Source organism: Flavilitoribacter nigricans DSM 23189 = NBRC 102662 (assembly GCF_002646595.1).
Lineage (GTDB): Bacteria > Bacteroidota > Bacteroidia > Chitinophagales > Saprospiraceae > Flavilitoribacter > Flavilitoribacter nigricans.
In genome coordinates this window covers 53315-80224 of record NZ_PDUD01000046.1, presented here as the reverse complement: position 1 = coordinate 80224, position 26910 = coordinate 53315, and the positions used below count along the sequence as shown (strand labels likewise).

The 26910-nt window shown below is 47.2% G+C and carries 11 protein-coding genes; all 11 read right to left on the bottom strand.

The genetic code is table 11. The annotated features are described in order from the left end of the window. Positions 1–4: 4 nt before the first annotated feature. Positions 5–1708 carry a WD40 repeat domain-containing protein gene (locus CRP01_RS34395; RefSeq protein WP_170110665.1) on the bottom strand — a complete coding sequence of 568 codons (1704 nt, stop codon included), beginning with the start codon at positions 1706–1708 and terminating at the stop codon, positions 5–7. Positions 1709–1722: 14 nt separating this feature from the next. Next, positions 1723–2595: a hypothetical protein gene (locus CRP01_RS42030; protein WP_143473664.1), complete on the bottom strand. Its 873-nt coding sequence runs from the start codon at positions 2593–2595 to the stop codon at positions 1723–1725. A 7-nt stretch (positions 2596–2602) separates the two neighbouring features. Then, positions 2603–4324, bottom strand: a complete 1722-nt coding sequence (locus tag CRP01_RS34390; protein WP_099154625.1) for a Kelch repeat-containing protein — start codon at positions 4322–4324, stop codon at positions 2603–2605. A gap of 5 nt (positions 4325–4329) precedes the next feature. Next, complete coding sequence (locus CRP01_RS34385) at positions 4330–10791, bottom strand: T9SS type A sorting domain-containing protein (RefSeq protein WP_099154624.1); 6462 nt, start codon at positions 10789–10791, stop codon at positions 4330–4332. Between the two features lie 81 nt (positions 10792–10872). Beyond that, complete coding sequence (locus tag CRP01_RS34380) at positions 10873–12768, bottom strand: nSTAND1 domain-containing NTPase (protein WP_099154623.1); 1896 nt, start codon at positions 12766–12768, stop codon at positions 10873–10875. A 6-nt stretch (positions 12769–12774) separates the two neighbouring features. Then, on the bottom strand, positions 12775–13884 hold the full coding sequence (locus tag CRP01_RS34375) for an SIR2 family protein (protein ID WP_170110664.1): 1110 nt from the start codon (positions 13882–13884) through the stop codon (positions 12775–12777). Positions 13885–14057: 173 nt separating this feature from the next. Beyond that, positions 14058–17966, bottom strand: a complete 3909-nt coding sequence (locus tag CRP01_RS34370) for a DUF6603 domain-containing protein (protein ID WP_099154621.1) — start codon at positions 17964–17966, stop codon at positions 14058–14060. A 7-nt stretch (positions 17967–17973) separates the two neighbouring features. Next, positions 17974–21087 (bottom strand): metallophosphoesterase family protein, encoded by a 3114-nt coding sequence (locus tag CRP01_RS34365; RefSeq protein WP_099154620.1) that lies wholly within the window; start codon positions 21085–21087, stop codon positions 17974–17976. Between the two features lie 5 nt (positions 21088–21092). Further along, positions 21093–22256, bottom strand: a complete 1164-nt coding sequence (locus CRP01_RS34360; protein ID WP_099154619.1) for a tail fiber domain-containing protein — start codon at positions 22254–22256, stop codon at positions 21093–21095. Positions 22257–22288: 32 nt separating this feature from the next. Next, entirely contained in the window at positions 22289–25192 is a 2904-nt protein-coding gene (locus tag CRP01_RS34355) for a hypothetical protein (protein ID WP_099154618.1), read from the bottom strand. A gap of 4 nt (positions 25193–25196) precedes the next feature. After that, entirely contained in the window at positions 25197–26909 is a 1713-nt protein-coding gene (locus CRP01_RS34350; RefSeq protein ID WP_143473663.1) for a hypothetical protein, read from the bottom strand. Position 26910 lies beyond the last annotated feature (1 nt).

Genomic DNA, 26910 nt, shown 5'->3' with positions numbered 1-26910 from the left:
AGTTTCAGGGCCAAAATTGAATGTTATAGGTTGCTAGTAAAGTTTGGTTAACGGATAGGAACTGTTCATGATTATTCATCAATTGTTCCAGGATAATATCTGGAAACGGCATGATCAACAAACGTTGGTTACCCTGATCTGCGATCACGATCTGATTGGTCTGCTGGGCGATGTGACCCATCATTACTCTTCGGGTCTGGAGATCCCATTCCGTCAGAAGCTGTCCGGAACTATCCCAAAGCTTGGTGGAGCCATCCCGGCCTGTGGATAGTATCAATCCGGCACTGGGTGCACCGGACAGGCCGGATAAAATATCCTGGTGGCCAACAAACACCTGTGCCAGCGTCCCATTCTGTTGCCAAAGCTGAATACGCTGGTCTTCCGACCAACTCAGCAATTGCCCATCGCCGTAGGGTACCGCACCCAGGAGTTTTTCATCGTATGAAAATGAGGTAGTGGCATTTCCCTGAATATCCCAGGCGCTCATCGATCCATTAGCCGTCAAAGTGATGAGGCGATCCCCTTGCAAAACCACCTGGATGGAACCACTGTTATCCAAAGGTAGCACAGCCCGCAATGCCCCTCCCTGTTCCCAGATCTTAACGCCGCCTTTGTCGGAATTTGTAATGATTGAAACCGGAGTGCCTTTCATCACTTGAATGTTTCGAATATAGCCCTCATCTTGACCAATTATTGCTACCTGCCGGCCTTCCACAGACCAAACGCGTGCAGTTCCATCCGAGGATCGGGTAACAATCATTTGCCCATCCGGACTAATGTGAATCTGGTAAATATTACCCTCATGACCTACCAGTCGACTCTTTATCGAACCATCTTTATTCCAAATAATGGCTTGATGATCTCTAGCCCCAGTCACAAAAAAGGAATCATCGGAAGCAACTGCGGCTGCAGTAAGTCGTTCTAGGTGGGCAGTTAGTGTATGATCAGTCTCGTTACGCAGTGATACTAATTGTCCCTCATTTCCTCCATCAGTTCTTGCTGTAACAACAGTTGATGCTCCAATTGTAAGTAGCTCGCTATGAACCGGCCCAACTTTTTCTAACCGACCGCTTTTCAAATCGTAAACCTTTATACCAGCTTCATCCAAAAAACTCAGATAGGGGAGGGGGCCTTCCGATAGATGCATATGTTGTATATTCCCTACCGTCGGAACAACTTGGGAGAAAGAATCCTTCACAACCTCCACAAAAGCTTTCCGGGCGGCGGCAAAAGTTATACTGTCACTCAGTTGTAAAGCAGCGTAAGCTAGAAAAAGCGCGTCTCCAAAATTTCTTTGCTGCCGGTTAATGTCTGCCAATAATGACAATCGCAGTGCTTCTGCCTGCCGACCGCTGATCCTGGCTTCTTCAGCTTTTTGTTCAGCGAGCGCTCTTGCTTCTGCTTCATCTGCACGCGCACTTCGAGCAGATGCTGCTTCTTTTTCGGCGGCCTGAACCAGACGCTCGTAATGGGCTTGCTGCCGCTTTTGCGTTTCCTGGATAAGTGTGATAATTTCCTGATTTTGCTGTCTATCCGGGCAGGTAAGAGCGATACTGAATTGTACTACAGCGGAGACATATTGGCCATTTTCCATCAACTGCCTACCCTGCTCTTTCCGCTCCTGATAACATCCCTCCTGCGCCAGGACCGGATTAACCGTCACTAAGTTCAAAATGATTACACAAATTACCGATATGTAACTACGCATGTTATAATCGTTTTTTATTCCAAAGGACGAGAAAGCGGAATACTCAATTGTATACCCACTACCGCAAAACCGTGGGATGAAGGCAACCATGGATTGATCGACAGATCTTCTTCCCTACCTCCACAACATCTTTCATAATTCTGCTTTCTTTTATTAAATTTTTTTTCGCGCAGCACATACCATAGGGCACTCGCGGCACTGATTCCCAAACCGGTGTAAGTAAGCAAATTTTGGTTTTTTTCGGCCTGCCTGGCATCTTGCAGATGTTGGCCTCCATTTTCCAGTCCATCCTCCCAGCGTTCTATATATAAGTCATAATGATCTTTTTTACGCTGCCGGAAAAATTGCGCTGCACCTATAAGTCCGACGCCCACAGCCACGCCGGTATAATGTGGCCACTTGTATTTTATATCGAATTCGGGTGGTAGTACAGAGCAATCAACCTGACAAAGCAATCGCTTTTCTACGATCAGGGTATATTGCTGCCCCAAGCGCAGATGATACTCCGCTATATCTTCCCATATCCTGGTAAAAATATCTTCATCTTCTAAAGAGGACGTGATATTGGATAGGTCAAAAGGCCCAGGCCGAATGACCCGATCATTCACTTCCAATATCATTTGCACATCATAATGCTCATTGATAGATCTATCTATCTGAAAACTGATGACCAGATCTGCATCCCGCAAGACTACCGATAAAATCTTTACGAAACCTTCCGAAGACCATTCCCCTAATTGAATGTCCAGACCTATTTCTCCATCAATTACTGAAAAAGGGATACGGTCCCTTTCCGTTCGCAGACTGGCCAGGTTTTCTAAAGACTGAGCATTGGTCAGTATAACACCGCATAAAAGAATCTGAAATATTAGTCCTTTTCGGATCATTTAGTGATTATTTTTCAGGTGGAAAATATAGCCAAGTATCACCTAGCAATTGGGTTTTGATCCCGCCACCGGTTTCGGCGGGCCCAATGCTGCGTCCTGTTGTAACGATACCTAAATCATTTAAAAAATAGGCAACGGCATCCTGTCTTCCAATACCGGGAAATCTTTCCCGCTGGGTCCATTCCTCACCGTTGGCTGCATTAGGATTAAATTCCCACCAATCAGTAGGGTAGCCACCAATGATCTGATCGGAATATCCTAAACCATAAAAGGCGCGATCGCCGGCGGAAATAGCAACGGCATCGTAACGAGCCGGACCAGGGAATAGCGTAGCAAATTCCCAACTACCAGTATCCGTAGGAGATAGAGGAGGAATAAAACGATAAAAATCATTTCTGGGTCCCAGATCGGAATCTCCACCGCCTACATAGATCATACCGTCTAACTCAAAGACCACTGCGCCGTCCCGGCCTATACCGAATTTGTTATCTCCACCGGAAAAACCCGGCAAGCCGGCAATCGGCCGAATGGTATCCCTGGATATTCCTTTGGTTAATTCCCAAAACTCGCCGGTAGTTTCACAGGTGCCATCGTCCCGGTATTTGCAACCCGTTCCAAAATATAGCTTATCCTCATGGCGGAAGACTACGGCCTTTTCTAAAGCAGGAACTGCGTTGCCGCCGGGATGGATCAACACATTATCCCGACTTGGGAGCACTTTAGAAAAAGTATTGTTACTAAAATGCTCGTAGAGTCCCAGACCGAAATAAATTCCTCCCGCAAAAGGACTTGCGATCCCATATGCAAAGGTTTCGTATGGAGCCAGATCATCAACATATTCCCACTGGCTTGTCTGAATAGCTGCATCAGGCGTAAATCTGTAGATGGCCCTGTTGGTACTTAAGCTAACCGCCGACTCGTATCCGCCCATTATATAAGCAGATTGGCCGTAAATAGCGCCGGTAGCACCAAATAATTCTTCCCGGTTATCCTGGATCCGCTTCCAGCCGTCCCCAATGAAAAATTTATTCACCTCACCAGAATATTCTCCTTCCGGCGTATTAAAATATAGTTGGGTATAGTAGGTGGTGTTGAGGTTAAGATTAACTAAACTATCCCTAAATGTGGTATCAGATCTTAATTCGAAAAATTCTATACTTTTTGCATCGATGAAGTCTTGTTTAGTAGCAACTCTCATGGTTAAGGTGCCAGCCTGCAAAGCAATGCCGTTTCTCTTCCAGATATCCAAATTTTGGACCGAAATTTCAATATTCAACTTGTCATTGAGCCTTGCAATAGAATCTACATGCATTCGAATATTAAGAGTAATGCTGTCTACCGCTCCTTTCAATACTCTTTTTGTTTCTGTCCCAATTGCATATGCACAAAAGTAATACGTCTGGGCTTGGGATAAGACCTGACGTACCGTATCAAAATCAATACTGTTACCAGCGTACGGACCTAACGATATGCGTTTCTCAACCGGGATAGCGGATTCAAATAGATCATCCAGATTGGTTGACCATAAAAAGCCATGATCAGAGATATTACCGGCCGGCGTGGAAGTGCTGACTATCCTACCTTTAAGCAGAATTCGGCTAAACGTACCATCATCCACAATTTCATAAGGAATCGTGGCCACTTCAAAAAAGTTGTATGCTTCAATAGCCATTTTCCGACAAGCTAAAATTAATAGCAGTATTAACCCGATATATAAATTTCTATACATTGCTATCAGTTTCGAATGACAGTCTTTAGGAAATAACCTTCACTCAACTGGAATTTTATCCAGTAGTGTCCAGTTGCCAAATCCTTCAGATCCATCATGATTGTTTCCTTTTGGATCACCCGAGGAGGAATCCGCCTAATCATCCTGCCTAATCCATCTAATAAGGTAATCTGAAATTCAGTCGGCTCAGTGAGATCAAGGTCTATACTTATTAAACCACTAGAGGGATTAGGATACAGTTGAATATACGCATCGAACAATCGCGGATCCAACACATTTGTCACATCAGTAGTCTCGACCGGAATGGTGAAACTTTCTTCGAAAACACATCCATTTGCATCGATCAGCCTGAGTTGGTATTCACCGGGTACATCAATAACCAGGATACTTTCGTTACCAACAATAATCTGGGCATTGTTAGTCCATTCGTATTGAAATGGACCTATACCACCAGAAACTTCTATTTGTACGCCACCATTTTGCACAACAACCTCATCCTCATTCACAAAAACAGTATCCACTTTGACACTCGTCAGACTAATTAATTCGGGAGTCATTAGGTTGACGGATGCTGTATCCCGGCAGTTATTTACATCGCTCACGATCACTGTATATTCACCGGCTGGAAGATTTTTAATCGCCGGTAATATACTTTCTTGACCCGGCCATATCAAGCTGTAGGGTCCAGTCCCATCGCTGACAGAAGCCATCAGTTCCCCTTCGGTCCCCTCGAAACAGCTAATTTCCTGCACCGTGCTAATTGCTACTGAAGGAAGAGGAGCCGCTTCAATAAAGACTTCATCGGAATCAGTGCAGCCGTTTCCATCTTCCAATGTCAATACAAAAGTTTGATCTTGGCTTACGGTAAAACTTGGATTTGGACTATTGAAGTCGCTCAGTATATTAGCCGGCGTCCAGCTAAAAGAAAGCGGACCTACTCCTGAGCTACCTGCTAGTGCATCCAGTGCATAAACGGAATTCTCACAGATTATCTGATCTTCCCCGGCATGAACGGTCGGCAATTGATGGATCACCAATTCAACCGTAGTGGGGGAGGAGCTGAGGCAGTCGCTATCCGAATGCCGTACATAGGCATAATAAGTGCCGGCAGCTTCCGGTACGATACTAATTCCCGTTGCCAGGACAGGCGTACTGCCATCCGGATTACTTTGGGCGTACCATTCTACTGTGAACCCCTCGCCGAGAGACTGTACTGATAGCTCCGGCATATCTTCTCCTTCACAGATAGAGATGAACTGATTGATCGCAATTGCAGTAGGAAAGTTGACATTACCACAGTTGCAGTTGTCCGGTGCAGGAACAGTCAGTTCCTCAGCCGGGCAGGAAACGGTACCATTTGCATTCCTTGCCTGGATCAATAAACTGGAATCCACGGGTATACCGGATATTGTATAGTTTTCGCCCTGCTGATTAACCGTGACCATTTCCGGTGAAAATAAAATTGTCTCTGCATCGGATCGAATAGTGATCTCGTAGGATTGATTATCCGCTGCACACTGCGGATCAGTTACCTTTTCCAGTTGTGGTGTGGTTCCGGTTCGAATATTTATTTCCCCCATCACTTCACAGCCATATTCCTGATCTTTAACAATAACGCTAACGGTTTGCCTTCCTGGAGTCAAAGCAGAATAATTTACATTAGGTCCAATGCCCAGGTTATCACTCCATTCATAGATGAGATTGCCGCTACCGCCTTCGGCCAATGCTGCTAGGCTAAGGGTCTGTCCGGAACAGGCAATGGTATCAGCCACCACCGTTAGACTTATCTCCGGACGTTTGATCAGTCGGACCGCGAGGCGTTCACTTGCACAGATTGAAGCGATAAGACTTCGGGCTTCAGCATAATAGGTATCCGGCTTATTGGTCGTATATTCACGGTTGCCTTCCAGAAGCAATTCCCCAGCCTCGTTGTACCAGTTAACGGTGTACAATGTCTCGTCTATCTCAACACTCAGTGTTTGCGGAGCAGTATTATCATAACATACGAAGACATCATCTCCCGCTGTTGGCACAGGCACGGATGGACACAAGCAGGTTGGCGCCTCAATATCTTCCGTAATGGAGCAGGTTCCGGGCCCCAGGTTCACTTTTACACTCTGCCCGGCCGGTATATCACGATATTCATAGGTATTGTCCCCTATTTTTTCTACTGTCCCCCCACCCGAAACACTCGGTTCGTAATTGGATTCAAAGGTAAAGTGGTAAGTAGTGAGACTTGCATCACAAGCCGGAACCGTAATGTACTGAAAGAAGGGTTTGGGATGTACAATGACTTTAACAGATTCAGTTTTTTCGTTGAAGCAGGTACCTGTTTCCTTTACCTTAACCCGATATTCGGTAGTTTGGGTCGGGTGCTCCACAATAACGTTGCCCGTTTTACCCGATTTCCATTCGTACTGATATTGATCTGCCCCCTTCGGTCCGGCTGTTACGGTAAGGGTAACCGGTTCACCCTCGCAAACCGATGGTGACGAGCTTTCTATTGATACTGTAGGAGTAGTACATTGGGGTGCCTGCTTTACGTCTACAAAGAGCTGAAGGGGTGGATCAGCTACTTGTACGATCAACTGCGCGCTCCTTTCTGTATATGAGGGATTATCTCCAGTTACCGACACTTCTACCTGATGCACACCACTTCCTCCGGAATCATTCTGTACGGTAATCCACGGAGTGGTATTGATCACTTGCCAAGTTAAACCGCTCGATGCAACTACCTTAAATATTTCGGATTGGGGGTTCGTATTGGCAAAACGCATGATCCGGTTACCGGGAATATCAAAACTGATAGCGTTACCAACTCGGTCAAATGAACTAACAATACTCCGTCCACCTTGGGTAAACTTTTCCGCTGCATTAATTTCTGCCCCGTCCGGCGTGGCAAAATGAAGATTTAGCAGGACGGGGTTGCCGGGTGCCGACCCGTTACTATCCCGCAACTTGGCCTTGATCACGTCTCCGGCCTCAAAAGAGCACTGATTGGGTAGATCAGACAGATCCTCGGGTAACCAGAAGGTCATTTTATCCTGGCCATTGTAACTTAAATTCAGGGAGTTATTTGAACTTTGCAAATTCTGGCCCGGATAGAGTTGGAATTCATCTCCCAGTGAATGCTTTTGTGGATCAAAAGCGACCGTTACCCGATGTAAAGAAGCAGAGTCTTCCTCTAACTTACAGTCACCATCATCAAAATCGGTTACAAAAAAACCGCCGTATCCATAATTATCGGCATCCAGTTCACAGTTTATGGATAAGGAAAAAGAGGATACCGGTGTGTCCTGATCTATGATTAAATAGTAGTTTCCGGCACCCAAGCGCACCGAATCCAGCCGGGCCGTTCCTCCCGCTAAAGGCGTTTCGGTATACTCAAAACAGTCTCCACCGCAAATATTGGAGAAAAGGAAAATGCCGGCCGCGCCTCCAAAGGCAGTAAATTCAAAATTAACTATACTGGGCTCGGTTAGCTCTAACCGGTATTCTAAGTCAGACAGTTCATAGGTTCGGTTTCCATTGTAACAGTTCCCGTAGGTATCAGTAACCGAAAAACGCTCAAAATCTGCGTTAGCTTCCGGGAAATTGCCATTCACCGTATTATTGCTACAAGTCAACAACTGCTCGACGGCACAGTTTCCGGTAGGAAATACCTGAAAATCGTAATCTCCCGGCTGCGTTCCAACGACTACAATATAATACAAGCCAGGTTCTAGACTTGCAAGATCCTCCTCGGGGATATATTCTTGCATACATACCTCACCATCACAAACACAGCGGAAAACAAATTGCTGGCTATTACCCAGTGCGTTAAAGTTGCCGACTACGCTTATTTCTCCAAAAGCTTCATTTTCGAAAATAAAAATATCAGTATATAGCGGAAAAACGCCTTCATAAAATTCATTTATAATATCTTCCGTATATAACAATTCAGGTGCGAGATCCGCCAGGTTCAAAGTGCGTTGATAAGTGGCCCCATTTTGATCAGCGCGATGTACAAGCTCACCACCATAATCACAAATCGATGCACAGGAACCAAATTCCCTTAACGTGTACAAGCCGCTATTGGCAGCTGTACAGGCGCTACTGTATTGTTCGCCGTTCTCAACACAGACTTCGAAACCGGTTGGACAGCTGAAATTATTTCTTGTTCTGACACACAGATCATCAATCCAAAAATCACCGTCAGTGGGTGTATCAAAATTCACGGCCCCCAGAGTCGCCGGGAACTCCGGCCCGTCACCGGAAAGATCATAAGTAAGAGATCGTATAAAATTGCCATTGATCCAAAATTCGATGAGGTTTGCCTCCAGATCTACGATATGCATGATTTCCATCCAGATCCCTGATGTGTAGAAGAAGGAATAGGACAATTCTCCCCCCAAGATATTTATAGTTCCCTGATTATCGGAACCGAAGGAAAATTCATAAGCTTTTGACCCGCCGGAGTCTCCTGTGTTTTTACTATACAATACGCTGTAATATCCCGTGGCACCTGTTTCCACCTTCATGCGCCACGACAGGCGGTAGCGGCCACATTGCAGATCATCTTTTTTGCCATTCTGTAGATAGTAAAGTACATTACCGGGATCGTTCTCCGAAAAATGAAGCGACAGATTATTGTTGAAACCACTTATTATTTGCGGTTCCGCTGATGTTCCCGGCCACAATGCCCAGGTATCTGTCTGGGCAACTAAGGAGCCGCCATCGTATTTTTCAAAATTTTCGCATTGGAATGGCGGTGGCAAATCTTCTCCAAAATTATCTTCTACACAGCTACAGGAACTCAGGCAGTCATCAATCAGCCCTTCCAGGCATTCGGGTTTGTTCTCGATGCAAAAGGTCTGGCAGCAATAGTCGTAACAACCCTCTTCATCAATCAGGTAAGGGTAGCATACGTTATAGGTCCCAGCATTCGGGAAAGTATAACTACTCTGATAGTTGGCAGCACTAACTAAATTACCATCGATATTCCATGGGGCATCGCTGGCATACTCGGGGAAAGGTTCGACGGAAAAAGTGTACGCTAAACCTGGACCGTCGTAGTAATAATCAACGGTTCGACCACAATCGGAGGCAAATAGGGGATCCGGGCAATTATTACATGCCTGTTCGGGGGAAAAGCGGAAAAGAGCGAAATCGGAATTAAAGGACTCATCAGGCACATTTTCGGCACTGTTACCGGCAATCACGATTTCGTTATCCGACCCTCTCTTGATATCGGATCCTGAATAAAAATCTCCAAATTGGAAAAAAGAAAAGCCACCATCAGCACTTATCCTCACGGATGACCCCACCTGGCCACCAGAATTATGTGCCAGGATAAAAGATCCGTACTCACAGCCATTGATTAATCCAAAAGGTTCTAATGTTGCATCGAGATAATTATAGCCTTCTACCAGCTCAAGCAGATCCGTATTTCCATTAGCATCGCCTTTGTAGAGCCAATACGTTTGAAATTCACCGGAAGACTTACCAATGTTTTCGGGCCCTACCAAGGTGGTACAATCGCCAAATGTTCTTCCCAATATTCCAAATCCCCCATCCGGAGTGGCTACCGCATCAATATAGTTATCTACGGTAGTTCCTCCCAGCAATTTGGGAAAGGGAGCTACCACATTTAATCCTGAATTTAATCTAAGGACAAAAATATCGCTAGGAGGGCTTTGATAAATTTCTCTAAGCTTTTTGCCGGAAGGAATAGGCTTGGGACTGTTTAAACAGTAAGTATCCGTACTCTTATATTCCTCTCCAAAAACATAGTAGTGATTAACGTCATCGCTGATCGCTCTTTCTACTTTAAGTACTGCAGTGCCAAATAAGGATAAGCTTCCAGATATAAATGGCGAATCAAAACTGGGCTCAATAGCCATGAAAAAGCCGGTCGTTTCTGCATCATTAAAAGCAGGCTCGTGGTCCGGATCCCCGTTAAACAAGATTCCACCCACTAAAAGATTGCCACCATAAGTTTTTTCAATGGTGGTGAACACATGAGATGATGCACCGTTGATACGTTCATCGGTATCTTCATAACGTATACCACCTTCCAGTCCACCAGTTCCTGAATATTCTAAGACAACCGCCACGAACCTCCCCGGCTCCCATTCCTGAGTTCCTACTACATAATAAGATCCATCCAATTCAATTGCTGAATAGAAAAATTCTCTATACTGTCCACCGAAAGCCCGCTCCCAGACCTTCTGCCCGTTTTTATCGATCTTTACGATCCTACCATCATAATCTTCTCCACTGTAAAAACGGTGGCCAACCAGCAAATAACCTTCATCGCTGGTCGGCAGGACGAATTCAACATTCTCCTCCGGACTATTGTAATTGTTAAAATTGGAATCATTGATAGTATTGGGATAGGAAAGAAAATCTACTATCGGGTCTTGTGCCAAACCAACATTAGTTAGCAGAATGCTAAGCGCAAATAATAACTGGGTTAATCGATACATTACGGTTAGAGGTGTAGGGTTTTGTAATATTGTATACTTATTGTCAGACAATTTACAAATCCATTAGCAAATATTCAAATATCACTGCAGACTTTGCACCTCTTCCAGCAGTTTGCGCACCCGAGCATCTTCTCTCAATTCCAGAGCCAGTTCGAACTGCTCGATTGCCCCCTGATAATCAAAGGTCCCTTTAAGCAGTTCTCCGCGCACCACATAGTCATTAAAAGCCTTTTCCAGCCTCTCCACAGCATTTTCCTGCAATGATAACAGGTAGCTATCCGAACTAATTGAATTTGCCAGCGCCAGGCTATCTACCGCAGCTCTATAGTCTGCGCTTTCCATATTTTCCCTACTTCCCGTAACCAGTGCCTGAATATGTGAATATTTTACCGACAGGCTATCCACCTCCTGCAAGACGCTCTCCGAAAATTCTCCGGCATGATAAGGCCCGACAGACCATTGTTGCCGGATCGTATCCAATAAGTTTAGCGCATTGGAATAGGCTCCGGTAGTTTTATAGTTGATCACTCTGCTTTTCTGCAAATTGAAGTTGGATTGGAGCAGCGCCTCCTGCCCTGCGGCCAATTGCTTTTTTTGTTTAAGGGCTATTATGGTAGTTAGCACCGCCGCTGCTGCTAAGAGTACCATGATTATTGCAAGCAGATAGGCGCGCCTCCGCTTGCGACGCTCGATCGCCAACGCCGCTTCCTGTTCCAGGCGCTGTTTTTCGGCCGCCGCTGCCCTTTCTCCGGCGGTGCGAATATTTTTTGCCTTAAGCACCGGCCCCACCAGGGTATCATGGCTGAGTTCATAGGTATAACCTCCCCGCAGGCTCGGTTCGGCCCTTAACAAATGACTATCCACAAGAATGCGAAGCGTTTCCGCTTTTAATCCAAAGGATCGCAGTATTTGTCCTTCGTACAAGCTCAATCTCCTTTCCTCTTCTTCGAAAACTAATCCCTCTTCCACCAGTCGCCGGGCAGCCAGTTCCTGCTCCACATCCAGAATTATACTAATCCGTTCATCGTAATAATCCTCGATCACCCCATCCAGGTTTTCCACATCGGATACTTCCACTTCCAAAGCATCCGTACGTTTTATTTTTTCCTCCAAATGATGACAGATGATCTGTAACTGAGTCGTTTCGATCGGATCGGTCCCATCCTGGGTAAGGAAACTGAGGATCCTTTCCATTGCCTCGAAGGAGTAAGTAAAACGAGGAGAAACAAAATCGCCCTTGCGAATTGCCGGTTCAGTTATAGCCTGTTTGGCCCGATTTCGGCTCAACGGTTCCAGTTCCTGGCAGGTTCGTAGAATCGACGGCAGGTAATCACTTAATTTTTCCAATAAATGCATCCTATCGGAACGAACAACGATCACTACTTTCAGATTGATGTTCATCTGGAACAGCTGAAGCTCTTCCCGTTCCAGAATTGATTCGTCCCGATCATAGCTATCTTCCAGCAGATCCCAATACCGTTGAGGGGCAGGAGTGTACAACGCTTCCGCTAATTGCTGCTTAAAAAGCTGAATGCTGGCTTGCGGATAGGTGAACAATTCTTCAAACTGGTCAAACACCAGGAGAAGCCCTTTTTCGCCCTTTTCTGTGATGAATTGATCTTTAACATTACGCCACAGCGAGGGATCGTCCGCAATTATTTTGTGAAGAAAAGTTTTTTTCTCAGGATTTCCGGAAATAGCAGCCCGGGTAGTTGCAACCGGTTCATTAGACAATTGCTCCTGCCAGGCATTAAACCTTACCCGTACGGGTACGAAGTCACCTTCTTTTTCTAATTCGGGCAGTAATCCCGCATTGATCAGCGAACTTTTTCCAAGCCCGGATTTTCCGTACAGTACGGTAAGCTGAGACAATTTTATCTTACGACGCAGATGATCCAGGTCTTCTTCCCGACCGAAAAAGACTTCTTGCTGCTCCTTTTCAAAAGGTTGTGCTCCCGGATATCTTTGTCTGTTCATCCGTGATCAGTTGAACTGATTTTGCAAATCCTGGATTAAATCCATGATCACTGCTCTTAAGCGATTAGTTTCGACCATTCGGTCGCGCTCATCAATCGTTCCCATTCGTATATTTCGCCGCAGATCATTGTAACGCCCTTCCAGCTGAAACACCTGATTTTTCCATTCTTCTCCGGCAGGCCCGATCTCTGATAACTGAACGATCAATTGATCAAAGATCTCCTGGAACTGGTTTTCCGCTACCCAAGATTTTAACTGATCGATCGGGAGTTGTAATTTTGCCGCCTGGGCTGCAGTACGGAGAAAACCTCGGGTCTTGCATTTTTCGTAAAAAGTATCCACAAAGTTTTCAATCCCGTTCGGTACGAAGGTCATCGTATACTGCTCCGCACAATGGGTGGTGATCTCGTCACTCAGATAAATATTAGCGGCGTATTTTTTTGAGGCCCGGTTCCGCTCGTGTTGTTGCAGGATGCGCATGAACATATGCACATACCAACGGTCGAAAGGCATTCCCAGGAAAATGAAATAATCAGCCTCCCAAATATTTTCCTTAAGGACGGGCGCCATGCTATTTCCCTCAAAAATGGATTCGAGATAAGCGTAGAAATCATTGTAAGTCATCACCAGGGAGTTCCGTTTTCTGATCTCCCCCACCATATTGTAAATGAGCGGCTTGAGCTTGGTAGGTGTATATCGGTTAGCTTCTTCCTGGGGATCAAAGGGCTGCTTTTTCAGATAACTTAAGAAGTTGAAGGCAAAATCCTGTTGCTCAAACGCTACTTTAAGCTTATAGTCAGGCGTAAAATTGAGGATAAAGTGACAAGGGATCTGAGCAATTTTCTGCAACATTTTCTCCGAACGATCATTAGATTGCCGGTAAAACTCCTTTACTCGCTGCCAGGCATCAATTTCACTGGCATTTGGCAAGTAGTGGAACCATCCATCCTCATAAACCCGGATACGAATTGCTTCGGACTCTTTTTGCAAAAAATTGGCCAATTGGGTCTCTAGTCTTCCTTTATCCGTAGAAGAATAGACTTCCGGACCTAGACAAAGAATGCATTTGTTCTCCTCCAGGCTATCCAATAAATGATCCCAATTCTTTGCATCCATGCCGGTGATGCTTTCCGCTGCCATTTCTTTTTTTAATAAAAGAACAGAAAAATCAGGAAGACACCTAAAAAGCTGCTGTTATTATGCGGAAATTATCTGCTACTAACCTTCAAAGGCTAATGGCCGTCGCCAGGCAAACTGCCCGGATTATTCCTTATTTAAATTCATCACAATTACAGGACGACCTCTGCTTCCAGTATCTGCCACTTGGAGGCATCCCCCTGAAAATCGTAGTCCAGAAAATCTTTAGCTGCGGAATACGTGTCGAAATATTGCTTTTCCCACTCCGGTGGGGTTTCTAAGGTGTCCCTTCGGGCTATTCGGTATTGTTTAGCACCGTAGTCTGGTAGCTCTTCGGTCAGGCCGAAAACATCCACTGCCCGATCGGAGCGCCGGAATTGCCGTGCCGCCAGTATATTCTTTCTTCGATCCTGTTGCCAGTTGAATCCGCTTGACTCCTCCACCCCAAAGGAGCGGGCGGTAGTACTTGGTGCCGGCCTTTCCGGCGGAAAAAGTAGAATGTCCTCGAAATCACTCGCAACTTTTTCGAATTCCTGAGGAAAGTCAAACGCCTTATCCGCCTTGATGGCCACCCCGGCGTTCATCAGTTCGAAATCAGCACTCGACAATTGGGCCTCATCGGACAAGTTCTCAAACTGGCCCCGGGAAAAGTATTCTCGTAAATGGGCCGGCTTAGCAGGTTTTACCATGAGTTTCCCAATCTGGTAGCCTGTGATCTTGAAATCGGCCTTGTCAACTTGCTTATGCCCTAATTTTTCCAGGGTTTTATTCAGCGGTAGGAGCATCTGTCTGACTTCCAAATATCCGCTCGGATGAACAAATATGCGTTCCTTTTGCGCTTCAGCCTCCAGTTTTTTCAGTGCTGCACCGCTACTGAAGCCAGGAGCTAACTTAGCTGACCAGTTGTTGGGAGCTGCCACCTGTTCGTGCAACTGATCAAGCAGCCTTTCGGTTTTGATCGAAACCAGGGCTTTTTCCTGTTTGCCACCCCAACTAATGTTAAAGCGTACTTTAAGGGAAAAGAACAAAATCTTGATCTTGGCATATCCTTTGGCGCGCCAGGGTTTGGGGCCGGAAAATTCAAAATAGAGATCCACCCCGGCAAAAGTTCTTCCCCGATAGCTGATGCCCACGCTGATCCGGATATCGACCATGAAGCGGAAAGGATCGAATTGCAGGAGGGCATTAAAGTCCAGTAAACCGGTTGCTCTGGCACTGCCCACACGTACCAGCAGATCGGCCCGAATACCCAACTGGAATGAATTGGAGGTGATCGCCTGGTAGTATTTGCAGGTGAGATTAACGCTGCTACCCACCTTGATGGAAGCTGTTAGGCGCGGGATGTCCGGGAAGCGATCCGGCTTTTTATACCTTGGATGATATCCACCTACAGACATTAGGAACTGCGGTTCGCGGCCCCAATCGAGGACAAAGGCAAATCCCCCCGTCAACTTAATCCCTACTACATGCGAATTGCGTAACCGACCTTCGATGAGGACATACGATTCGGCAAAATTGAAATCGCCGAAAACGTCAATGTGCAGCTCCACCAAACGCTTTTCAATGGCCTTGTTGGGGAGGTACATGCCGACGCTGCCCAGCAGGATCAAGCGTTTCTTAAAAGGGATCTCTACCAGTATTCCCAGATCGATCTCCACGATCGTGGGCGTACCCCAACCGATCTTTAGAAAGGGCGCAACGATATAGTGCTTTTTCTTGGGCGGGAAGACGGCCCGCAAGTCACTAATGATCTTAGGCGCATTTTCGATGACGTTTTGGGGAAACATGATCGAAGTAATCGCTCCACTGCGGATGCGATCTTGTAATATGCGCACTTTGGTGGTACGGTGAATACCGATCAGGCCACCAACTCCGTTCAGGGTAAAGCCATAGGCCAACTGATAGGCGGGATTGAAAATGACGTTGATGCTGAGTAGCATCGAGAATCCCTTCTGTTTATTGGGGAGTCGGGTATTGATCAGGCCGATAGCTGCCAATTCGATATCCATAAAGTTCAGGGCCAGTACTCCGGCATAGCGGTGATTTTCCGGATCGAAGTCCAGGTAGCCGCCACCGGAAATAATCTCCGCATCGATGCGAAGTCCAACTCTACTGGGCGTTACAAAGTCGTAGCCCAATTCCATATTATTTAGGTCCACTCCTGCGGGCGGCATACTTGCCTCCAGCTTCATCCCAATCCCCTCTACCCGGACAAAAACAGGACCTATTTTTGAGGAGAAAGTACAGGTTACCCCTATCTTTCCACCCAGCTTTTCGCTGTCCACGACGGGTCCGTACGACCAGTCTATCTTTTCAAACTTAGCAATTCCCATATCTTTGTGAATGGGAATGACGGTATCCAATGGCTTGGCCTGCTCTTCCTTTACCGCCGGTTTTTCCGCGCTACGCGCTAGGCTCCGGCTCCGGCTCCGGGTATTATCCACTGCCTCCGTCTTCTTCTCTTCTTCTTCGGTTCCCAGCAATTTATTGAGGAAACCGATATTGTGATTGAAATAGTAGCTTTTCGTTTTTGAAACACCCGTTGCCAAAGAAAACTTCAGGGGGGTATCACCGCCCGGCATAATCTCTTTCAAAAAACCGTCGGCTTTGCCGCTGGAAATGATTAGGGCGTTTTCTTTTAAACCCAGCTCGATACCGAAGTCTTCTTTACTCAGGAAACCGGTCAATTCAATATCCCCGATCGCCAAACGGGTACCTGATCCATTCGGCAGATTATAGGACGCTCCAGTCTCAGGGTCTTTCTCCCGCATTATACTAAGATCCATCCGGATGTCGCCCATCACATTTAGATCGGCGTTGCTGCTGAGGTAGAAATCCAGTAAATTACCGGAGCTGAGTTCGAATCCCAGCTTCCAGTTATCTGTGATCTTGTATTGCATCTTACCGGAGCCGTGCAGGGAAACGAATAAGCCCCCGGAAGGCGTCCGCAAAATACCTTCCGATTCCAATAGTTCGGCCGGCTCGTCTTCCTTAGAGATAAAGAACATAGTCGCTCCCAGCTGTTTGGAATCTTCACTACCTTCTTCTTCCGGCAATTTAATGGAGAAGGAGAAAAAAGTTTCCGAAATGTAATCGACCCATTCTCCTCTTTCCCAATTCAGAGTGGCCCGTCGGTAGGCGGCAGCTATTTCTTTCTGGATATCGTCTGCAGGTTCAGCTACAGCTTTTTCCACCTTTACCCAAGCGGCAATATCTTCCTCCGGCAAGGGGAATTTTTCTTGGTAATTCCGCCGTATATCAGCCAGCAACAGAGCCCCATGGGAGGATACCCGGAGCGCTTCCGGTTCATCATCTGACCACTTTCGCACGGAAGCATCCCATCCGTACAAATATTCCAGATCGATGTCATTATCTGATATTCCAACGATCAGGGGCAGTAACAAAAATAAAAGCGAATAATCCTCTGCATCTTCTTTAGTATCCAAAGGGAGGTTCGCGGCCAGGTCTCTGGCCTTACTCTCCAGATAGTGAATTGGATGGGTAATGAATTCCCAGATGTTTTGCAACGCAATTCTGGGCACTTTCAACAAGCCGTACGGTACGGTATTAACTACGCCCATCACCAGATTAGTACCCGCAGATGATTCTACCTTGACGGGTGCCGTATTGAATTCCGTTAAAAAACCTAACACCTGGAAGAGATAATAGGCTTTTGGATAACGCAATCGGATATAATTTGAGGCCATGATCTCGAAGAGTCGGTAAAGGTGCTCATCCAGGTCCAGGGGATCGGCCTTGAAAGCTTTGAGATAATCTTTCAGGAATTGCACGAATTTCTTGGCCTCCGCTACGGCACTTTGGTGGGCTACTTCATCTGGATTGACCGATTTACGGTACCGCTGAATGTTGTCCAGGTTGAGATTGGGCGGCTCGGCCGCTGTACCGTCGTCTTCCTTATCTGCATCAGGATCGAGCCCCAGACTCAGCAGGGTAGTTCGTCTTACCTGTTCATCCTGTAGGGCTTTTTGTATCCAGGAGAAAAGGTCTCCCATCTCGCCCATAGCATTTTGCACTAGTCCATTGTCAGTATTTTCAGCCATGTTATGCTTACTTTTTTGGATTCAGGGAAGGCGGTTGATCTGCTTCGGATGCTGCCAGAACGATGCGATGAACGGCGAACAATTCCTGCTGCTGCGCTGCTTTGGCATCAGCTTGAAAAGGCACAGCGTAAAGATTGTGGATCAGATGAATGGGTGGTTCCTTTTCTACTCCATCCTTTTTCTCCTCCTTTTCAAAGGTCACCAGGCCGATATTAGCTTTGAACAGGATCTGTCGGGTAAAATTGACTTGTTTAATCTGGCGACTGTGGCGAGCGGCGGTTTTGCGGAAGGCATCCACCGTCCGGCTTTCTACAGTCTCTTCGATTTTAACAAGTTGGGTGATACCCGGGCGTTCCTCCTCCCGGCGTTCGTCTATTACGTTATGTACCCGCCAGGACCAATCAGGTTCATTATCTTCACCATAGGTAGTGCCTTCCGGCCAGCCGAGCGGCGTGATCAGGACAGGTTTATTTTTAAGTTTGTATTTCAGGAATGCATTGACCTTCTTTTCATCTGGAAACTTGAGGGGTTTGGGGTCGTTGTCATGCCACCCCAATCGTTCCGCCCGGATCTCACCCCGGATCAGTTTCTGTCCAATACCAAAGTGCTGGCTGATATACTGAATGAACCCCGGCATAATATTGCGCAACCCGCTGGATGTTAATTGAGCGAAACAAGCAGGCTGATCCGCTCCTTTTTTCCAGTAATGCATGCGCTGGGTCGATCCGTAGTGAACGTCTCCGGACAGGAATATGATCCGTTGGAAGGGAGCTAGCCGTTTGAACAATTCCTCTTGGCCGACCGGATCAAATACCCAGGCTTCGATCGCGTCGGGATTAGTGCCTTTCATTCCCGTTTTGATGGTTTCATCCCCGTCAAACGCCGCTATGAGATCATATACCCGATAGGCTGTCGGGGCGATCAGTTCATCGAGCATAGACGGGCCGAGTACCGGCAACGGAGCGACTACAAACAATACTTCGTTTTCCTTGGGCTGCGGATCCTCGGGAATAAGATCCTGCATGCCATTTACAGAAATATTCCCGGGAGCGCCGGCAAAGGAGACATAGCTGCGTCGGGTCCGGTTGTCGATTACCAGCACCTTATGAGTCATACCCTCATAGCTGTAATGCCATTTTACGATCGGACTTCGATTATCACGGAGCTGGTAGCGTTCGCTCTTCTCTGATTTGACAACGCGATGGTGGTGATCCAGGCCCAGCAGAAAATCAAGCTGTTCCTCCTGTTCTTCTCGTTTGGTATTGTTCTCCTGGTATAGCTGACTGACCAGTTTCAGCAGGAGGGCGTGCGGGTTCTGGATAATTCGGATTACTTCTTTTTCCTTTGCCGCTTCCCCGGTTCCTTCCTTGATCTGGTATTTGCGAACAATGTATTCATCTTCCTTCGCGCCATCCAGTAATTTCCAGTCTTCCTTACGGATGATCTGTACGGTCGTGTTACTTCCTTCCAGGGTGAGCCCGGCTTTTTCAAAGGCTGCTTTCAAAGTATCGCTAAACTGCTCGCCGTCGAGCTCCCGGACCAACTCCCCAACGTTTTCTTCTATTTCAAATAATCCGCTGTTTTCCCGATTATAAGATTTTGCGCGATTGCCCCAATCCTGAAACAGTGCGTAGGAAGTAAGTGCGTTACGTACGATAGCTCGCCCCAAATAGGAAGAATAGACCTGATCGCGCCAGGTAGGATTCAGGTTCCAGTCATCGGTTACCTCGTGGTCATCAAAGATCATGAAAGTAGAAATGTTGGCTAGGGCCCGCCGCACCTTTGTCAGGGTTCGATGTAAAGTTCGGAGCTTATCGCCTCTTTCTTTATTTGCTTTTTCCTGCTCTCCCGAATGTAGTTCTTTCATCCACCCTTTAAAGAATTCGAAGTATTTTCTGAAGCGTATCTTATCGCGTCTGGTCACCACTTCCTGCTTGAAAAAGTCGGCGAGCAACTCGTTCAACTTGTTATCCTTTTTCTGCAACATGGCTTCCCGAAAGCCTGCTTTGTCGGCCTTTCTCGCTGCCAGCAGGAAATCTATGCTCTTTTTGACAATGTCATCGCTAAACACCTCCCGGGCTTTAACCGGCTGCTCGCCGGCTTCCACCGCTTCTTCTACTACAATATTGTTGCGCTCATCGGTGAGGTTTCTTCGGAAAATAGCGCCGTAATTCTCCGGCCGGTCGGTTATCTGATCAAAAATATTTTCGAAGTGTTGGGGCGCATTTTGTTCGGCTCCTTCCTGCAGATCAACGGTCCAGAGGACGTTCGACCAGACCGACATGTACATGGCGGCAAACTCTCCGAAAGCGATGAGATGATTATTTTTATCGGTGGTAGTGAAGCGGGCCTCGGAAAGAATGAGGTTAGCCCTAAAATAGGCCGGGAAATGCATCGTATCTGCCTTCCAGCGTTTTATTGGGGCGGTATCGGCATTTTCCCGCCATTCCGTGGGTAGCGTTTCCTGATCGTCCAGCAGACTGTTTCCCCATTGGGTCAACTCGTGTAGCAATTCACCGACCACCGAATCGGCATAGATCTGATCTCCGGAAAGAAACAGCTGCTGAGGGCGTTTGTTAATATCTTCCAGGTCTGCTTTAATGAAATCGTTTACCCAGGATAGCGCGTCTTCGTAAGGAGCATCATTATTGCGGCAAGAGCCGTGAAGTAAACGGAGGCTTTCGATGCGATCCGACGGCAAGGCAAAACTGGGAAGCTGACCTACTTCATAGCTTAGTGCAGTGACTGTCTTACCCTCCTCCTTTTCCGCCAATGCATCCAATAATTTCAAGTCCTTCAGATCTTGTTTGCTGCCTCCGTCCGGGGTGATACTGAGATTATAAGAATAGATTTTTCCCCACTCCAAAAGTTTGCCTGCTTCCAGTTCGAGATTGACCGTCACCAGATGAAGATGCTTGCCGATGGAGGTGGTCCTGCGCTCGCTTTTACCCACTACTGGTGTGTCATCGATGTCATCGTGTTTGATCAGACCTTCCCAGATGACAAGCTCTACGGCGGCCGCCGATTTTAGTGCCAGCCAAATGGCGGCTTGCTTAGGTTCAACTCGGCGTACGATGGGGCCGCATAGGATCAATTGGTCGATGTCAGCTATAGTGGGCATAGTGATTATATTTTTTCCTTTATTTCCGTATCAACTTTTAAAGCTGCCGTTTGCATAAGCGTTTCCAACTTCCGGTTCAGTTCTTTGACGGCATTAATGAGTAGATAAGTAAGTTGTAGGGGTTTAATATTCAGCAGTTCTGTCTTGTCTTTATCAGTAGGTCGTAATTTATCTTTGTATCTGGATACCAGATAGGGCGCGACCTTTTCTACCTCCTGGGCAATAAGTCCCAGATCTCTCTGCTCAGCGATAGTGTCGCCTAAACCATTGTATTTATACGTAACCGGTCGCATTTTTTCAATTATGTTCAAGCCATCGGTAAAAGATCGGATATCCTTTTTGGTGCGCTCGTCAGATCCTTTGACATAGCCCCTGGCTTTCAAATTGCCGCTCCAGTCTATTTTCACCATAGTATTTTTCCCGCCGGTGGTATAGCGATCTAGATAGAAGTAGGAAGTAACCTTTCCGCCGCCGGTCTGACGAAATTCCCAGGGGCCTAAACGCATGGAGGAGGTAGCTCCCAGTGTGAGGACGGACTTACCCTTGAAAGTGAGATCCCCACTGCAAGTGAGATCCCCATCGAAAATGATATCCTTCTTATTTCTTACAATCGTGATTCTCGGCTTTCCGTCAATACAGAGGCGGAGATGATCTGTGTGGCTCCCTATTTTGCCGGAATCTACTCGTATTTCTCTATTGAAATAGAAATGCGGACGGTTAGTTTCAATCCGTGCCAGGCCATCATCACTAGCTCCGATTCTCATCCAATTACTTTTGTTATGAACCATCAAATTGGTGGAGGGGCCAAAACTGAAAGTTCGCTCAAAATCCACTGCCGTACCGGCAGCACCGGAAGGTCCCGTCCTGATATACAGATGACCGTTGGAATGAAACCGCAATTCAGAAGAAACACCGTCCGTGATCCTCAGCTGGTTCGTTCCGTTCCAGTAACTGTTGTACATGATCACCTTATGCCCACCACTGTGGAAAGCCCAATTATCCCCGATCTGGAGTGCCTCTTTTGGATCATTAGTTCCGAGCCCGACTTTCAGATCATTAGCACTGATGTTGAAGTATAAGCGCTCTACTTTTTGCACCAGATCATTCCATTGAGCTGTCTTTAGAGGTCCTTCTTTTTCGGCTGGTATTTTCAGTTCACTAAATTCCATCAGCTATGATTTTTTGTTACTTTATGTGATTACTAAAAATTTTTAAAAAGGCGCTCCGGTACCATTCGTGATAGTTCAATAGCTACCCTTACCTGCTTTTGATACATCACCTTACCGATAAAAGCGGCATTGTCCCATCGGCTGGCCAACTCATTAGCTGGTCGTCGACCATTGAGATAGTCGCCGGCATGCAGGTCCTCAAAATGCAGCCAGCTCAGATCATTTTCTCCGTTCCCGCTGGCATCGATGTCCAGGCCGAGACGCAAATCTGTGATGCGTTCTTCAAAAATGAGGAAATAGTCACCTACCTCTTTGGTAGTAATGGGGAAACCAATGAAGATCATGTCAGGCGGCAGAGCGCCTTCGAATACGGGAAACTTCCGTCCGGCATTCGAGCTGAGATCCGGTTGGGTACTATCCTCAGCGTTTCTGTTAACCAGATAGATGAGTGTATTTTCGAATTTTTGCAATAATTCACCCCGGACTACCAACACTAAAGCGTCTACATTTTTCTTATTGTTTGTCCAGGTGCCCGGTGCCGGATGCTCCCCTAAACGGCTGTTCTTCTTCCAATCGGCAATTTCGGCGATATCCTTATCTTCATCTCTGGACAAAAGCCACTTTTCTACGGCTTCTTCGTAAATTGCCGCCACCGCTTTCTGCGTGTCGGAAGGTTCGCCGGTCGTATAGGCATCTACGATCATCTCTCTATCGTAGTGAGTACCGAACTCCCGGTGTATATGGGCTAAGAGCCGAATACCGTCCTGCGAATTTTCCCAGAATTCATCTTCTTCCTTTTCGTCTACCGAGTAAATACTGGTATCCCAGAAACTTCGAAAATAGCTTCCCCGCAGATCGGTAGGGAACTCCCGCCATCTTAATTCAGAGGCAAACTCATGATTGACTCCCAACATATAGGCTTCAATAAACCGGCGATTAGCGGCTAGTAGTCCGACTGTATCCTGAGGGATATGCTCCACTCCCGCGAGTATATATTCCTGAGACAGATCTCGCAGAAAATGATACATGGGACGGTGAAATTCCGGATACCACAGTACCGGACGTAGTGGATCAAGTTCGGATTCGGATTGCTGGTCACTGCGGCTTTTGGTCTTAGCGAGGTCTTCCTCATTGTACCGCCGGTGTTTTTCCCAGGTCCTGATCCGTCTGACCCGGTTGGCCAGGCGTACCTGGATCGTCTCCTTCGGATCAAGCGCCATTTTCATTTTAGCTCCCAGAGTGTTAAAAAGGTCGCCACTGGTCTCGTTCTTGTCTTCTATCTGAAAAAGAGTACTGCTCGATTGCGGCGTTTTTCTGGTGGTCCCTGCTACCTGAAAGGCCTGGCTTACTAACTGATTTGCCGTTACCGGAGTAAAAAAAACACTGCCGACCGCACCGCTCTCGTCTCCTGCTTCGGCAGTGGATCTTTTTTTCGGCAGGTATTTTTTTACCTTTACTTGCACCAGCTTGTTGGTTATTTCACTCGCTCTTAAATGAGCGCCGATAGTCAAATTGGAGTTGTTGACTCCACGCGTACGTACTTGCTGTTCTTCTTCCGAAAACAGCATTTTATTCTGTACGGGCAGTGCTAGTTTCCAGAGGTGATCGGGATTCATTTTTTCCATCCTTCGATGTAGACTCTTAGAAATCGAACGACCAAATCGACCGAGATTAAGCCGACGATTAACTTCCTGAACTTTATTGAGTTGCGTCCAGGCAGCCTGCATCAACTTCTCTTGATTCTGCTTGACGAACTGTACGCCTAAACCGGCGGCCGCCCGATGGCGGAAATCGAGATTAATTTCCTCCAGCCAGTGTTGCTGATCTACTACCAGTTTTTCTTCGGCGTTACTTCTTTCGGCGTACCACTCTCCATATACTGGGGGTGCTACTCTGAGTATATCGTCCTGCTCGCTACTATTTAACAGATTCGCCATGTCGCGTTGTGTTGCATTGAGGCCGTCCGCTTGCTTGTTATCCATGCCCCAGCTTTGAACAGCAACATCCAGGGATTTCAAAGCTGCTTCCATCTCCATTTCCGTTATCTCCGGTTCGATGCCGAAACCCGGCGTACGGCAATCTATCTTCCGTATGCCCAACCCGCGAAGTTTGCGCGGTTGCAGTTTCCTGACCAGGTATTCAAAATCTCCTTTGGTACCCGTGCGAAATGACCAGCGATAATAATACGGCAACTGTTGACCGGCTCCGGCGGCCGGGGTGTCCCAGCTTAGCTCCTTTCTGTCTGTATTTTCTGTTGCTAATCCCAGTGCGACCTGCACACCTAGCCGGAAAGTAGGTACCAAAAAGACTTCATAAGCAGTCTCCGGTTCCAGTCGACGTGGACTCATCAACCGGCAGACAGTATTTTTGGAAGAGCGGGCGACTGCTGCTTTTAGGTCCTCATGCTTAAGCCCCTGAGTCTCCAACATATGCACGTGGGCCCAGCGCCAGGACTCGTTCAGATCTGGTAGAACGGCATTGGGTTTGACTTGAATGCGGGGCGGCAGGTCCGCCTGATCATTTTGGAGGGTCACGAACTCTCCTTCCTCTGCCCCCATGCTTCGTTTCAGGATGATCAGCGTTAACCACGGTAGCCAGTTTTCACCGTCCGCGGCTTGCCGCGTACTGAAACGCCACAAAAAGTCCGGTTCATTAAATTCAATAAAAGGAGTGAGCGAAGCCTCGAAACTGTTGGTGTCGGGAGGTGGCGCCACTCTGGAAATAATACGTGGGTCTACTCCGAGAATATCCCCCGGTCCCAAAAGGACTATCTTTTGCCGAACGGTTCGTTCCAGCTTATTACCCGATCCATCTTTACCCTCCAGGAATACATTGACCTCAAATTGGAGTCGGCCGGCCGAGGATTGCCGGTGGTCAGCCAAGGTAGTTAGCCCCTGCCGCGTATAAGGCATAAAGTAGTTAACCCGATTTCCCATAATTTCAACTTAATAATTGATCAAAAGTTAGTCCGCTACTGCCTTCTCCTCTACCTGTACTCACCTTTCTACCTAGCCAGACATAAGTCTCTCCGTTCGTCCACCGTACCCGTTGTCGGGTGAGCTGTACCCGCACTCCTGCACGTGGGATAGCTTCTTCCCGGATAGCTTTCAGATCTTCGCCGGCCAGCCAGGAAATAGGTAAGATATCCACCGGATCATTCTTGTCATCGTTGCGCATCATGACGGCCCGCTTTAATTCGATCTCCCGATTACTGCCCTTCAGGTGGAAAGGCAGATAGGGGATCCAATTGGTAGGTACCGGTGAAGCCAGCCGGAATTTCGGCATATTATTGCTGGAGTACGCTTCGTTTTCTTCACGAGCGAAAGGACCGTTCAATTCCAGGTGCAGCTCATAGCCGCTTTCCGGTGTTCCCATCTCATTACGTAATGTCCGTTCAACGGCCCAGACCATATTGGCGTATTCATCTCTCAGAAAAAGCAATTCTTCAATGGGTCGGGATTCCTGGCGGAAAGTGGTGGCCGGCACGAGATATAAGAAGTGGTCACGGGCATCGAAGGTACTAACCGGCCGGTCGCGCACTTTGAAATTGTCCCATACATTCAAGGGGTTATCTCCCAGGAACTGACCGTCACTATTTTCGATAATGGTGCTGACCCCGAATACGTCTTTGACTTCCACATGATTTATCCAGCAAATCTCTCCCAATTCCATTTCCAGGGGTACAATAAACCAATCGCTACCGGAAACCAGGGAGAAATCAATGATCATCAATCGCATCAGATCAGTAGGTTCCACTTCCATTCCGGCTAGATCCAACTGGCTGTCTTCGAAAGCGAATAAGCGCTTGTCGGGCATAGCGGCAAAAGATACATTGACCGGCATAAAAGCCTGAGAGTTCTGAGCTGTTTCCGCTGGCGAGATCCCGATGCCGGCCCGATCAAAGGAGTACCAGTCCAGATGGCCGCTCTGGTAATCCGGAGCTTGCAGATCGATATCCTGTTCACCGTGCACCTCAAAACGGTGTAGTAGCTGTGGTGCTTGCCAGGAGGAGCCTGTTCCGGTATCCAGAAATAGATCATTATACCAGCGCTTGAGTTTATCCGTTGCCTCATCCAGATCTTGAAAATCTCCGAAGGGGAATTTATGGTCCTGGATGAGCCGCCATAATTGCCCCCCGTCTACAACTTGTCCTTTCATCAAATGATAATAGCGCCGTGATTTTTCGTCCATCGGTCCGTCTGCCCGCAGAAACAGCTCCTGCCGTAGTAAACCTATATACCGCTGAGCAATAGCATCACTGAACTGCTCGCGGATCAGGGCTTCGAACTTTTGGCCAATGCGTACTTTGCTGCGCAGATCTCCCGGAACGACGGGAATGGCCTCTACGCCGGCTTCAAGGGGAATATTGCCCAGGGCTCTGCGTCGATTGTCGCCGGGGAATGAGTAATAGGGGAGTGGTTCTTTACGATAATTGGCGACCACCTGAATGGGCGAACCGTTATCTTCACCCCGAAATTCGCCGAATTGCCACTGACGTCCCAGCATCCACAGCGGATCGGCGGTTCTCATTTCCAGGCTGGTCTCGTCCATGGCATTACGGGATCGTCCCTCCAGACGGAACTGCGGCACAAAGTTCTGATACCCTGATTCGGGAGGAAACAACAGCTCTTTTAATTTGAAGTATAAGCTCATT

Coding starts and splice junctions, on each gene's coding strand:
- CRP01_RS34395 (WP_170110665.1), bottom strand. CDS start 1,708: ATGCGTAGTTACATATCGGTAATTTGTGTAATCATTTTGAACTTAGTG.
- CRP01_RS42030 (WP_143473664.1), bottom strand. CDS start 2,595: ATGATCCGAAAAGGACTAATATTTCAGATTCTTTTATGCGGTGTTATA.
- CRP01_RS34390 (WP_099154625.1), bottom strand. CDS start 4,324: ATGTATAGAAATTTATATATCGGGTTAATACTGCTATTAATTTTAGCT.
- CRP01_RS34385 (WP_099154624.1), bottom strand. CDS start 10,791: ATGTATCGATTAACCCAGTTATTATTTGCGCTTAGCATTCTGCTAACT.
- CRP01_RS34380 (WP_099154623.1), bottom strand. CDS start 12,768: ATGAACAGACAAAGATATCCGGGAGCACAACCTTTTGAAAAGGAGCAG.
- CRP01_RS34375 (WP_170110664.1), bottom strand. CDS start 13,884: ATGGATGCAAAGAATTGGGATCATTTATTGGATAGCCTGGAGGAGAAC.
- CRP01_RS34370 (WP_099154621.1), bottom strand. CDS start 17,966: ATGGCTGAAAATACTGACAATGGACTAGTGCAAAATGCTATGGGCGAG.
- CRP01_RS34365 (WP_099154620.1), bottom strand. CDS start 21,087: ATGCCCACTATAGCTGACATCGACCAATTGATCCTATGCGGCCCCATC.
- CRP01_RS34360 (WP_099154619.1), bottom strand. CDS start 22,256: ATGGAATTTAGTGAACTGAAAATACCAGCCGAAAAAGAAGGACCTCTA.
- CRP01_RS34355 (WP_099154618.1), bottom strand. CDS start 25,192: ATGGGAAATCGGGTTAACTACTTTATGCCTTATACGCGGCAGGGGCTA.
- CRP01_RS34350 (WP_143473663.1), bottom strand. CDS start 26,909: ATGAGCTTATACTTCAAATTAAAAGAGCTGTTGTTTCCTCCCGAATCA.